Below are 13,317 nucleotides of genomic sequence, written 5' to 3'. Positions count from 1 at the left end.
GTCGGGACGAAAGTCTCGGCTCCTTTTCCTATGACTGTTTTTATTCCTTTGTCTGGTTCTGTTTGCGGTATTGCATAGGTGTCATTTTATATTTTTCTTTAAAGACTTTATAAAAATGTGTTTGGTTGGTAAAACCCAAGTCTCTGGAAATATCAGCAATAGTCTGGTCAGTATCCAGAAGACGTATGCTGGCTTCCTTCATACAAAAATGCATGCCATAATCAAAAAGGGAAAGTCCCGAGTATTTTTTACAGATGGCATTGAGATAGGTGCCGGAATAACTGAGTGCATCAGACAATTTTTTTCTGGAGATATGTCCGTGGTTTGCCTCTAAAAGTTTGGTGATCTGCTGGAAAAGGCGGTTTTCCGTGTCTGTTCCGATGCGGATAGGAACTGAGTTGTAATAATCCGGGCGGGAGAGATTATAGAGTAGGTCTAAAAAGAGACCTTGTACCCGAATATTGGCATCCGGCGTAGGATCGACCGTGATATGTACGATCTGATCTAAGATGCTGTGCACATGCTTTACCAAAAATGTATGCTCTTTTTGGGAAATCAGATCCAGATAATTCTTATTTGCCGTTTGTCGTTCGTTGATATTGTTATCCAGAAACTGTAAGAATTTGGAGTCCTTTGTCTTATGTCTGCCAAAGATATGCAGGGTCATGCATTCATATAGGTGTTTCAGAAAATTCGATGAGATCTGGACAAATGCAACGCGATAGTAATCGCGATATTCCTCAGTATGCCGCACATTTTTATTGAGGATACAGCAGCTTCCTTTGGTATAGAGATGTCTTTCGTTTTCGATATTCTGATATACCTCCCCATCCAATACGATCATGATCTCATAAAAGTCATGTTTATGAAGATTTCTTCCATCCGGTACCTGCTTAAGTTCCTTCATGGATAGTTCAAAGAAGAAAGTCTCTTTAGGCGAGATTATGGTCAATTTCTGATAATGATCCGGGTTGTCCGGCTGAATGGAGATCAACATGAGACGGTAAGGATGGTTTAAAACAAATCGTCCTGTATTTGATGAATCATGCTGAATAATAAAATCACTTTGTGCTTCACTGATATCACTTTGTGGATGACCTGTCATAAAAAACATAAATATTACCTCGAATATGTAAAAAAATAATAAAATCACAGTTAAAACTGATATGTTTCTATCACATATAATTATATATGATAGAAATATCCAATACAAGTTGTGTTGAAAGGGGTAAAACAACAATGGGAAAAACAAAAACAAATTCTACCGATAACAACCGGATCAAGGCAATTTCCGTAAATTTTAGATAAAACCCTTCTTGTAAAAGCGGTATGTGCAGTCCTTGGATTGCGCATGCCGTTTTTTACTTGTTGACAAATGAAAACCTGCGCCTGTATAATGAGGGAGATTGATAAATACGTTGATGGAAAAGAGTAGAGATACAGAGATCGGAATCAGAGAAGCGTCGGTTGGTGCGAGACGCAGAAGACGGTATCTTGAATACCTTCCTGAGTAGCAGTCTGAACCTGGATCTATAGTTCAAAAGTAGGATGCGCCGGATTGGCACACGTTATCGTGCTAAGAGTTTCACATGACATTATTTGTTATGAGACTTGATGAGGCAGGTATCGTGAGATATTTGTGAATAAAGGTGGTACCACGAGTTTACTCGTCCTTTATCTTTGGAAGAAGATAGAGGGCGTTTTTTTATTCCTATAAATAACGCTCTGTAACAGATCTTCCACGCATAGAATATAAGAGCAACTTTTGTCAGGTTGCGGAAATGGAGGAAAAAATGACAATTTATGATGAATTGGTTGCTAGGGGACTGATCGCCCAAGTAACAGACGAAGAAGAGATCAAGGAGTTGATCAATAACGGAAAGGCTACATTCTATATTGGATTTGACCCTACCGCAGACAGTCTTCATGTAGGACATTTTATGGCACTTTGTCTGATGAAGCGCTTGCAGATGGCTGGAAATAAGCCGGTTGTATTGATCGGTGGCGGAACAGCCATGATCGGTGATCCATCCGGAAGAACCGATATGCGTCAGATGATGACAACAGAAACGATCGCACATAACGTAGATTGTTTCAAAAAGCAGATGAGCCGCTTTATCGATTTTTCAGAAGACAAGGCAATTCTGGTAAATAATGCAGACTGGCTGATGGGCTTGAATTACGTTGAGTTGCTGCGTGATGTTGGACCACATTTTTCCGTCAATCGTATGCTTACCGCAGAGTGCTACAAGCAGCGTATGGAGAGAGGACTGAGTTTTCTTGAGTTTAACTACATGATCATGCAGAGTTATGATTTTTACATGTTATTCCAGAAATACGGATGTAATATGCAGTTTGGCGGAGACGATCAGTGGAGCAATATGTTAGGTGGTACAGAACTCATCCGTCGTAAACTTGGAAAAGATGCCTATGCGATGACGATCAATCTTCTTCTTAATTCTGAAGGCAAAAAGATGGGTAAGACCCAGTCAGGTGCCGTTTGGCTTGACCCGAATAAGACATCACCGTTTGAGTTCTACCAGTACTGGCGCAATGTATCCGATCAGGACGTTTTAAAATGCCTGCGTATGCTTACTTTCCTGCCACTTGAGCAGATCGACGAGATGGATAAATGGGAAGGAAGCCAGTTAAATGAAGCTAAGGATATCCTTGCCTATGAACTTACCAAATTGGTGCATGGCGAGGAGGAAGCCGTAAAGGCAAAAGAGGCTTCTAAGGCACTCTTTTCTACCGGAAGTGCTGCAAATATGCCGACGGAGACCATCACAGAGGATATCTTTAAGGATGGCAGTGTTGACATCTTACAACTTCTGATCAGTGCAAATCTTGCCACAAGCCGTAATGAAGCAAGACGTGCGGTAGAGCAGGGCGGTGTTTCTGTCAATGGCGAAAAAGTAACAGATTCACATGCAACTTATGAAAAAGAAGCCTTTGCAGAGGAATTTATCTTGAAAAAGGGCAAGAAGAAATTCTGCAAGGTAGAGTTGGCATAAAATAATTATTCTGGGGGTATACATATGATAGCAACAATGGGAAATGTTTTTTATTTTGACTGGGAATTTGATCTTTTGTATTGGTTTCAGGGACTGCACAATCCGGTCTTAGATAAGATCGTGGTGGCGATCACATCACTTGGTAATGCCGGAATCTTTTGGATTCTGCTTACGATCGCTATGCTGATTTTCTGCAAAGATAAGAAGGTGGCTTGGACATCTGCGCTTGCCCTCTTATTTTCACTGCTGGTGATCAATGTATTTTTAAAAAATACAGTCATGCGGGCAAGACCTTGCTGGATTGATGATTCAGTAACGCTCTTAGTGAAAAATCCAAAGGATTATTCCTTCCCGTCGGGGCATTCTTCTGCCTCTTTTGCATCTGCGGTATCCATTGTCCAGTATGCAAGGTATCGAAAGCAGGGAATTGCAGCAGTGGTTTTGGCGGCGCTGATCGCCATTTCCAGAATGTATGTCTTTGTGCATTTTCCAACAGACGTGCTGACGGGAACCATTCTAGGCATTATTGAGGCAATTCTCGCGGGTATCATTGTACGCTTTATCTATCGCAAGATGGAGGAGAAAAAAACAAAGGTTGCATAGTAGGATTGTATCTATAAAAGTACAATGGATGAGACATGCTTTACATTGACACTTTCTGACATTTCCGATATATTGAAATGGCTATGAGGGAGTAGCTAGCACATAAGAATTGTGTGATTTGTCAACAGACCCGGCAATAGCCTGGCAAATCTTAAATGGTGAGACTCATATGTATATGGTGACTATTACATTTTGTAGTAGCAGATCATATGCATATGGAGTCTCTTTTTTATTCTATAAGATAATCTTTATTTTTATGGACAAGCACACATACAAAAGTTAAAATCCACACACTTTAGAAGAAGGGAGTAATATGGGACTTGTTGAACTCATGTTGATGGGCGTAGGACTTGCTATGGACGCATTTGCCGTGTCTATTTGCAAGGGTCTTGCCATGCGCAAGGTCAACAAAAAGCAATGTTTTGTCATTGCGCTTTTCTTTGGCGGATTTCAGGCGTTGATGCCATTTTTTGGATGGCTCTTGGGAAGTCAGTTCGCAGATAAGATCAGCGCGATCGATCATTGGATTGCATTTGTTTTGCTTGCTTATATTGGCGGCAAGATGATGGCAGAGGCAATCAGGGAAAAGGATGAAGTCGTAGAGATTGATCAGATGGATCCGCCACTTGATATCAAGGAAATGTTCATTTTGGCGATCGCGACCAGTATCGATGCGCTGGCGGTTGGCATCACATTTTCATTTTTGGAAGTTAACATTGTGGAAGCCATTACGATCATAGGTCTGGTAACGGCGGTCATATCTGCGATCGGTGTCTTTGTTGGTAACATTTTTGGAAACAAATACAAGGCGAAAGCAGAACTGGTAGGTGGTCTGATCTTAGTATTACTGGGATTAAAAATTTTGACCGAGCATCTGTTGGGATAAGAGAAGGGCAGTATATTTATAGGAGGGAAAGAAATGGCAGTAACAATTTTAAAGGCAGTGGTCGTACTGATCATTGGTTTTGTATTATTAGTAAAGGGAGCAGATTTCTTTGTTGAAGGTGCTTCATCGGTTGCAAAGATGTTAAAGGTTCCATCACTCATCATTGGTATGACGATCGTTGCAATGGGAACCAGTTTACCGGAGACGTCTGTAAGTATTGCGGCATCCATGAACAATCAGAATACACTTGCGGTCAGCAATGTTGTCGGATCCAATATCTTTAATCTGATGGTCGTACTTGGTATCTGTGCAGTGATCTCAAAGTTACAGGTAAGCCGGGATGTCTTAAAAAGAGACTATCCGTTTTCTGTGCTATGTGCCATTCTACTGCTTGTTTGCGGATGCATTGGCATGGAACTGGGGCGTATCGATGGAATTGTCTTCTTGGTCATCTTTGTAGGATTTATCGTAGTTTTGATCAAGAGTGCAATGGATGCAAGAAAGCGTGGAGAAATCTCTGAAAAAGAGCGTGAGATGAACGAAGAGATGAGTGAAATGAAAGAACAGCCCGTCTGGAAATCCATTATCTATATCGTAGGTGGAGCTATTGCTATCAAATATGGCGGCGATTGGGTTGTAGACTCTGCCTCTACCATTGCTACAAGTTTTGGTATCAGTGCAACGCTTGTCGGGCTTACCATCTGTTCCGTTGGAACATCTTTACCGGAACTTGTGACATCCATTGTGGCAGCCAGAAAGAACGAATTGGATATGGCAGTTGGTAATGTCGTTGGATCGAATGTCTTCAATATTCTGATGGTGCTGGGTGTTGCGGCAACCATCAGCCCGATCACTTTCCTTATGGAGAACGTGATCGACATTATCGTGCTTTTAGTATTCTCACTGATCACATGGGTATTTTGCATAACCAAAAAGGAAATCGGCAAAAAGGAAGGCATCATCATGCTGGTTCTGTATGCTATTTATCTTGTCTATATTTGCCTGAGATAAAATATTATTTAACTATTAAAATAGCCGCCTGTGGGCGGCTATTTTGCTTTCTATCATTATAATCATGTTTATTGCAAAAGAGGATATCCTGTTTAAAAATAAGTTATTATGGGATATAATAAGACCATGGAAAGTACAGAGATCATAAGTTTGATGGAGCAAGCCATCGAGGCAAGAAAAAATGCATATACGCCCTATTCCCACTTTGCTGTCGGTGCAGCACTTTTGGGAAAAACTGGCAGGATCTACACAGGATGCAATATTGAAAACGCGGCATACACACCGACAAATTGTGCTGAGCGGACAGCGTTTTTAAGGCAGTCAGCCAGGGCGAGCACGAATTTTCAGCCATTGCCATTGTGGGTGGCAGGGCAGACATGACTTGTGCGCAGATCTGTCCGCCGTGTGGTGTCTGTCGTCAGGTCATGCGGGAATTTTGCAAGGACGAATTTTTGATCTATCTGGGAAAGCAGACGCCGGAGGGAGAGATCTCTTACCGGACGATGACATTAGGTCAACTTTTACCGGAAAGTTTTGGACCGGATAATTTATAAGATGAGCAAAAGGGGACACTCCATATGGCAAAAGGAACGTCCCTAAAAAGGAGGTAACGTATGGTTGATTACACAGAAGGGTCCGGCAAACAGTATCATACCGGAATCGGACCGGAAGACATTGGAAAATATGTGATCCTGCCGGGAGATCCCAAGCGTTGTGCCAAGATCGCTGAACATTTTACGGATGCGCATTTGGTGGCAGATAGTAGAGAGTTTGTTACATACACAGGGATGCTGGATGGGGAAAAAGTCAGTGTGACTTCAACCGGGATCGGTGGACCGTCGGCAGCCATCGCCCTTGAGGAATTGTCAAAGGCAGGTGCGCATACCTTTATCCGTGTGGGTACTTGCGGTGGCATGCAGCAGGATGTATGTGGAGGTGACATAGTGATCGCCAGCGGTGCTGTCCGTATGGAAGGGACTAGCCGGGAATATGCACCGATCGAGTATCCGGCAGTAGCGGATGTCGATGTCATGCATGCCTTGATACAGGCAGCAAAAGAGAAAGAAATCACATATCACGCCGGTGTTGTCCAGTGTAAGGATTCTTTCTTCGGACAGCATGAGCCGGAGGTCATGCCGGTATCCTATGAACTGGAGAATAAGTGGCAGGCATGGCTTCGGATGGGCTGTCTGGCATCCGAGATGGAATCTGCGGCACTCTTTATTGCAGGCAGTTTTCTGCGGGTGCGCGTGGGATCCTGCTTTTTGGTTGTGGCAAATCAGGAGCGTGCCAAGTTGGGACTTTCCAATGCACAGGTACATGATACGGAACTGGCGATTGAGACAGCCGTGGATGCCCTTCGAATCTTAATCCGGGATGACAAGACAGGATTAGAAGTATTGTAAATGCTAAAGATATTAGAGTAGATCAGGAAGAAAGAAGGAATTGTAATGTATCGTTACAAACGTGTTTTTCTCATTGTTATGGATTCACTTGGCATTGGCGCCATGCCGGATTCCGACAAATTCGGTGATTTTGGTGTGGATACTTTAGGACACATTGCAGAGAAGATGGATTCCTTTACCATACCCAATCTCCGGCGGCTTGGCATGGCAAATCTAAAAGCGATGGATAAAGTAGATCCGGTAGAAAGCCCTCTTGCCTACTATGCGCCCCTGCGTGAAAAAAGCAATGGCAAGGACACCATGACCGGACATTGGGAAATGATGGGGATTGAGACGACAAAACCTTTCATTACCTTTACAGAACATGGTTTTCCGCCGGAACTCATCAAGGAGTTGGAGGAGCGTACCGGTCGCCATATCATTGGCAACAAGGCGGCAAGTGGTACGGAAATTCTGGACGAACTGGGTGAGGAAGAGATCGAAAAAGGCCACCTGATCGTATACACATCTGCGGATTCCGTATTGCAGATCTGTGGCAATGAGGAGACCATGGGACTGGAAAATCTCTACCACTACTGCGAGATTGCAAGAGAACTTACCATGAAAGATGAGTGGCGGGTTGGACGTGTGATCGCAAGACCTTATGTGGGGAAGAAAAAGGGTCAATTTGTCCGTACCAGCAACCGGCATGATTATGCCTTGGAACCTACAGGAAAGACCGTTTTGAACAGTCTAAAAGACGCGGGATTTGATGTGATCTCCGTTGGCAAGATCAATGATATTTTTGTCGGTCAGGGTATTACGGAAAGTAACCGGTCCAAGAGCAGTGTGCATGGTATGGAGCAGACCATCGAGATCGCAAAGCGTGATTTTTGCGGGCTATGCTTTGTCAATCTGGTGGATTTTGATGCTCTTTGGGGGCACAGGCGCAATCCGATTGGTTATGGGCAGGAGATCGAGCGGTTTGATGTCAAGTTGGGTCAACTGCTCCCGGTACTCCGGGAGGACGATCTTTTGATCATCACGGCAGACCACGGAAATGATCCGACCTATACCGGGACGGATCATACCAGAGAAAAGGTGCCGTTTCTTGCGTATTCCAAGAAACACAAAGGCAGCGGACCTTTACCGGAAGAAGATAGTTTTGCGGTGATCGGCGCGACGATCGCAGACAATTTTTCCCTTGCAATGCCGGAACATACGATCGGGCACTCAATTCTTGACAGTCTGCGATAATACGTTGAAAAGCGCGCCATAATAATGTTATAATGACAGAATATATCAGTATGACTTTGACAAATTTATCTAAAGGAGGAAAAACAAATGGATTTTTTCAGCAAATTAGGTGATTCTATCGTAAGTGCAACACAGGAAGTCGGCGAAAAGGCAAAGGGCATGACGGATGTTGCAAAGTTACAGTATGAGATGCGTTCAAAGGAAGATTTTTTGAACAAGCAGTATCAGGAGATCGGTAAGATCTTCTATCAGGAGAATAAAGATGCCGCACCAGAGGCATATACCTCACTTTTTGAGGAAGTAGTAGCAGCACAGAAGCGGATCGAGGAGATCAAGGAGCAGATCGCATACACCAAGGGCGGTAAGGCATGCCCGAAGTGTGGCGCTGTTGTAAGTGGTAGCGCTGCTTTCTGTAGCAAGTGTGGTGCAAAGATGGACGAGGACATTTTCGAGGATGAAGATGAGGTCGTAACCGAAGAAAAGACAGATGAAGTCGCTGAGGAGACCGTAGAGACTGTTTCCGGCGAAGTCGTTGAAGAAGATGAAGAGTAGGAGTTAGAAGTTAAAATGTCAAACAAAGGAAAGTATTACATTACTACCGCCATTGCATATACCTCAGGCAAGCCGCATATCGGCAATACCTATGAGATCATCCTGGCGGACAGTATTGCTCGTTTTAAAAGACAGGAAGGATATGATGTATTTTTCCAGACAGGATCAGATGAACACGGACAGAAGATCGAGTTAAAGGCAAAGGAAGCCGGTATCACACCAAAGGAATTTGTAGACAATGTATCTACAGAGATCAAGCGTATCTGGGATCTGATGAATACTTCTTATGACAAGTTCATCCGTACTACGGATGAGGATCACGAGAAGCAGGTAAAGAAGATCTTCAAAAAGTTATACGATCAGGGCGATATTTACAAGGGTGCCTATGAAGGCTTGTATTGTACCCCATGTGAGTCTTTCTGGACAGAATCGCAGTTGGATGAGAATGGCTGCTGTCCGGACTGTGGCAGACCGGTACAGCCGGCAAAGGAAGAAGCCTATTTCTTCAAGATGAGCAAGTATGCCGATCGTCTGATCGAGCATATCAATACACATCCGGAGTTTATTCAGCCGGTATCCCGCAAGAATGAGATGATGAACAACTTCCTCTTGCCGGGACTGCAGGATCTTTGCGTATCCCGTACATCCTTTAGTTGGGGGATTCCGGTAGATTTTGATCCGAAGCATGTTACCTATGTATGGTTAGATGCCCTTACCAACTATATCACCGGTATCGGTTATGACTGCGACGGCAATTCTTCTGACCTTTTCAAAAAGAACTGGCCGGCAGACCTGCATCTGATCGGTAAAGATATCATCCGTTTCCATACCATTTATTGGCCGATCTTTTTGATGGCACTTGACCTGCCGCTTCCAAAGCAGGTATTTGGTCATCCGTGGCTGATCCAGAGCGATGGCAAGATGAGCAAGTCCAAAGGAAATGTGCTTTATGCCGATGAACTTGTAGACTTCTTTGGCGTGGATGCCGTACGTTACTTTGTCCTGCATGAGATGCCATATGACAATGACGGTATTATCTCATGGGAACTTCTGGTTGAGCGTATGAACTCTGACCTTGCAAATACACTTGGAAACCTGGTAAACCGTACCATTTCCATGAGCAATAAATATTTTGACGGTCTTGTTTGTGACAAAGGTGTAAATGAGCCGGTAGATGATGAACTCAAGGCAGTTGTTACTTCTACCGTTTCCCGCGTGGAAGCCAAGATGGAAGATCTTCGTGTGGCAGATGCCATCACAGAAGTTTTCGCACTCTTCAAGCGCTGCAACAAGTATATTGATGAGACAATGCCATGGGCACTTGCCAAGGATGAGACCAAGCAGGATCGTCTGGCAACCGTTCTTTACAATTTGGTAGAGAGTATTTCCATCGGTGCTACCCTGCTTAAGAGTTTCATGCCGGAGACAACCGACCGTATCCTGACACAGTTAAATGCAAAAGAAGTCCCATACGAGGAACTTTCCACCTTTGGTCACTATGTCAGCGGAACCAAGGTGACAGATGCACCGGAGATCCTTTTTGCAAGATTGGATCTGGGCGAGGTCATGACAAAGGTTGCTGAACTCCATCCGCCGGTTGCAGCACCGCAGGAGGAGCCGGAAGAAGATGCAGATGTGATTGATATTGAGCCAAAGGATGAGATCAGTTTTGACGATTTTACCAAGATGCAGTTTCAGGTAGGCGAGATCATCAAGTGTGAGGAAGTGCCAAAGTCTAAGAAGTTGCTTTGCTCACAGGTTCGCATTGGCAGTCAGACCAAGCAGATCGTGTCCGGCATCAAGAAATACTACAGTGCCGAGGAGATGGTCGGAAAGAAGGTCATGGTTCTCGTGAACTTAAAGCCAGCCAAGTTGGCAGGTGTACTTTCCGAGGGAATGTTGCTTTGTGCAGAGGACGCAGAGGGCAATCTGTCACTCATGACACCGGAAAAAGACATGCCGGCAGGCGCAGAGATCTGTTAATCAAACACTATAATCATAACTTCAGGGTCAGGTCGGATTGGTCTGACCCTGCAAGTGTCTATAAGATTACTTTAAATGAAGAGAGAAAAAGATGATATTTGAAAGTCATGCACATTATGATGACAGACAATTTGATGTGGATCGGGAGGATTTATTGAGAGTTCTCCCATCCAAAAATGTAGGTATCGTTGTCAATGTGGGAGCAGATATGGAATCTTCTGCATCCAGCGTCGCATTGGCACAGTCTTATGATTATATTTACGCAGCCGTTGGCGTGCACCCGGACGAGGTGGAGTCTATGGATGCGGCTTGTATTGACCGCCTCCGGCAGATGGCGCAGGATCCAAGGGTTCTTGCCATCGGAGAGATCGGGCTTGATTATTTCCGCAAGGAGGGACATGCCTGCAAAGATACACAAAAATACTGGTTCCGTCAGCAGTTGGATCTGGCAGTAGAGTTAGAAAAACCTTTTATCATACATTCCAGAGATGCAGCGGAAGATACCATGGAGATTTTGCAGGAATTCGGAAAAGCCCACCCGGATATCAAGCACCCGGGTGTCATTCATTGTTATTCCTATTCGCCGGAAATGGCAAAGGAATACATTGCCATGGGCTACTATATCGGGATCGGCGGTGTAGTTACCTTTAAAAATGCCAAAAAATTGGTTGAGACGGCAAAGGAGATTCCGCTTGAGCGTATTCTGGTGGAAACAGACAGTCCTTATCTTTGCCCGGAGCCAAACCGTGGCAAGCGCAATGATTCATCGCAGATTCGCTATGTGATCGATAAGATTGCAGCCATCCGCGGCATTTTGCCGGAAGAAGTAGAAAAGCAGACAGAGATCAATGCAAGAAACATGTATGGTCTATTACAATAGAAATTAGGAGTTACTATGGCATATTTAGGAAATCCAGCCTATACGATGGCAGTCTTAGAAAAACACGGCTTCCATTTTCAAAAAAAATATGGGCAGAACTTTTTGATCGATACGCATATTCTGGAAAAGATCATCGATGCGGCCGAGATCACAAAGGATGATTTTGTCTTAGAGATCGGACCGGGTATCGGTACTATGACCCAGTATCTGTGCGAAGCCGCCAGAGAGGTCGTAGCAGTCGAGATCGATACCAATCTTTTGCCGGTCTTGGACGATACCTTAAAGGAATACGACAATGTGACGGTTTTAAATGAGGACATCCTCAAAGTGGATATTGCATCCCTTGCCGGAGAAAAAAATAGCGGAAAGCCGATCAAGGTCGTGGCAAATCTGCCATATTACATTACGACGCCGATCATTATGGGCTTGTTTGAGAGCCATGTGCCGCTGGCATCCATTACCATTATGGTACAAAAGGAAGTTGCCGATCGCATGCAGGTAGGACCTGGCACCAAGGATTACGGTGCGCTTTCTTTGGCAGTACAGTATTTTGCAAAGCCGGAGGTCGTCTGTGTCGTGCCACCGACCTGTTTTGTACCACAGCCAAAGGTCGCAAGTTCTGTGATCCGCCTGACCTGTCACGAAAAGCCGCCGGTTGAGATCACGGATGAAGGATTTTTGTTTTGTGTGATCCGCGCATCTTTCAACCAGAGACGAAAGACGCTGGCAAACGGACTCAACAATGCACCGACCATTCCGGTCGCCAAGGAAGACATTATCGCGACCATCGAGGAACTGGGCTATCCGGCTTCTGTGCGTGGTGAAACCCTTTCCCTGGAAGAATTTGCGCGTCTGAGCGAAGCCTTAAAAAAGAAAGTACATTGATCGTATAAAATCTTTCATTTCAGCCATCCTATGAGTAGGAGGTAGTGGAATGAAGAGACAGAGTGAATATATAAAAAATCATCGTTTATCCTATCAGATAGCGGGAATTATGCTGATTATTGCCACGGTTGGATTCACGCTGATGTATTTTTATCAGAAGAATGTCATGCAGCGGCAGGAGGCAAAGCAGGAAAGTCTTGCAGAGGAAGAAAGCCAGTCGGTATCCGGCACGGTAGAGCCAAAGACCTCGACTGTAGATATGGAAGCCCTGCAAAAGGAGCGTTACGAGGCAAGCCTTGCAGAGAGGGACTCCCAGCAGACAGCCGAGCAGAGCGTGATCGAGCAGGTGGCAGAGACATCCGCGATCACCTTACATTTCCCGGACGAATTGACCTGGCCGGTCGATGGCAAGGTGCTGATCGACTACAGCATGGAGCAGACGGTGTATTTTAAGACATTACAGCAATACCAGTGCAACCCGGCACTGATCATCGGAGCAGAGGTCAATGACGAAGTCGTCAGCGCCTGTGCGGGAAAGATAACATCCATTTTAAATGATGCAAAAACGGGAACGACAGTAACAATGGACTTGGGAGATGGTTACGAGGCTGTCTATGGTCAGTTGAAGGAGATTCCGGTTGCAACAGGCGAGTATGTTGCAGCAGGCCAGTGCATAGGATATATCAGCCAGCCATCAAAATATTATTCAGCAGAAGGAGCAAACCTGTATTTTGAGTTGCGAAAGGATGGAAACCCAGTAAATCCGCAGGATTTTTTGCAACAATAAGAAAAATTCGGTAATAGATTTTTCAAAATGACAGGTTTATAATGGGCGTATGAATATCAGTCTTTATATGCAAG

Annotated in this window: 12 protein-coding genes, 1 pseudogene and 1 other annotated feature; of the genes and pseudogenes, 12 read left to right on the top strand and 1 reads right to left on the bottom strand. The window is 44.5% G+C overall.

All coding sequences use genetic code 11. From position 1 onward, the window contains the following. Window positions 1-40 precede the first annotated feature (40 nt). Window positions 41-1,114, bottom strand: a complete 1,074-nt coding sequence (locus tag DW996_RS03760) for an AraC family transcriptional regulator (RefSeq protein ID WP_118534919.1) — start codon at window positions 1,112-1,114, stop codon at window positions 41-43. Between the two features lie 295 nt (window positions 1,115-1,409). Further along, window positions 1,410-1,678, top strand: a binding site (T-box leader). A gap of 115 nt (window positions 1,679-1,793) precedes the next feature. Here DW996_RS03760 and tyrS point away from each other — a divergent pair. The 12 genes and pseudogenes from tyrS to DW996_RS03700 all read left to right on the top strand — a co-directional run bounded on the left by tyrS (window position 1,794) and on the right by DW996_RS03700 (window position 13,243). Then, a complete protein-coding gene (gene tyrS, locus DW996_RS03755; protein WP_118282361.1) occupies window positions 1,794-3,014 on the top strand; it encodes a tyrosine--tRNA ligase in 1,221 nt (406 codons plus the stop codon). 24 nt (window positions 3,015-3,038) lie between these two features. After that, window positions 3,039-3,617 carry a phosphatase PAP2 family protein gene (locus DW996_RS03750; protein WP_243069574.1) on the top strand — a complete coding sequence of 193 codons (579 nt, stop codon included), beginning with the start codon at window positions 3,039-3,041 and terminating at the stop codon, window positions 3,615-3,617. 313 nt (window positions 3,618-3,930) lie between these two features. Continuing rightward, window positions 3,931-4,503, top strand: a complete 573-nt coding sequence (locus tag DW996_RS03745; RefSeq protein WP_118534918.1) for a manganese efflux pump MntP — start codon at window positions 3,931-3,933, stop codon at window positions 4,501-4,503. Window positions 4,504-4,536: 33 nt separating this feature from the next. After that, on the top strand, window positions 4,537-5,514 hold the full coding sequence (locus tag DW996_RS03740) for a calcium/sodium antiporter (RefSeq protein WP_118534917.1): 978 nt from the start codon (window positions 4,537-4,539) through the stop codon (window positions 5,512-5,514). 126 nt (window positions 5,515-5,640) lie between these two features. Beyond that, window positions 5,641-6,068: pseudogene (locus DW996_RS14750) on the top strand (cytidine deaminase). A 60-nt stretch (window positions 6,069-6,128) separates the two neighbouring features. Beyond that, window positions 6,129-6,920, top strand: a complete 792-nt coding sequence (gene udp, locus DW996_RS03730) for a uridine phosphorylase (protein WP_118534916.1) — start codon at window positions 6,129-6,131, stop codon at window positions 6,918-6,920. A 45-nt stretch (window positions 6,921-6,965) separates the two neighbouring features. Then, entirely contained in the window at window positions 6,966-8,156 is a 1,191-nt protein-coding gene (deoB, locus tag DW996_RS03725) for a phosphopentomutase (protein WP_118534915.1), read from the top strand. Between the two features lie 87 nt (window positions 8,157-8,243). Beyond that, window positions 8,244-8,708 (top strand): zinc ribbon domain-containing protein, encoded by a 465-nt coding sequence (locus DW996_RS03720; RefSeq protein ID WP_118534914.1) that lies wholly within the window; start codon window positions 8,244-8,246, stop codon window positions 8,706-8,708. Between the two features lie 15 nt (window positions 8,709-8,723). Further along, window positions 8,724-10,691: a methionine--tRNA ligase gene (gene metG / locus DW996_RS03715; RefSeq protein WP_118534913.1), complete on the top strand. Its 1,968-nt coding sequence runs from the start codon at window positions 8,724-8,726 to the stop codon at window positions 10,689-10,691. A 91-nt stretch (window positions 10,692-10,782) separates the two neighbouring features. Beyond that, entirely contained in the window at window positions 10,783-11,571 is a 789-nt protein-coding gene (locus DW996_RS03710) for a TatD family hydrolase (RefSeq protein ID WP_118534912.1), read from the top strand. Window positions 11,572-11,586: 15 nt separating this feature from the next. Continuing rightward, window positions 11,587-12,456, top strand: coding sequence for a 16S rRNA (adenine(1518)-N(6)/adenine(1519)-N(6))-dimethyltransferase RsmA (gene rsmA, locus DW996_RS03705; RefSeq protein ID WP_118534911.1), 870 nt, complete (start codon window positions 11,587-11,589; stop codon window positions 12,454-12,456). Window positions 12,457-12,505: 49 nt separating this feature from the next. Continuing rightward, window positions 12,506-13,243, top strand: a complete 738-nt coding sequence (locus DW996_RS03700; RefSeq protein WP_118282383.1) for a M23 family metallopeptidase — start codon at window positions 12,506-12,508, stop codon at window positions 13,241-13,243. The last annotated feature ends 74 nt before the right edge of the window (window positions 13,244-13,317 follow it).

Origin of the sequence: Roseburia sp. AM51-8, from assembly GCF_003478275.1 — a bacterium.
GTDB lineage: Bacteria > Bacillota > Clostridia > Lachnospirales > Lachnospiraceae > Pararoseburia > Pararoseburia lenta.
The sequence above is the reverse complement of the archived record's forward strand: the minus strand, read 5'-3'. Positions and strand labels throughout refer to the sequence as shown.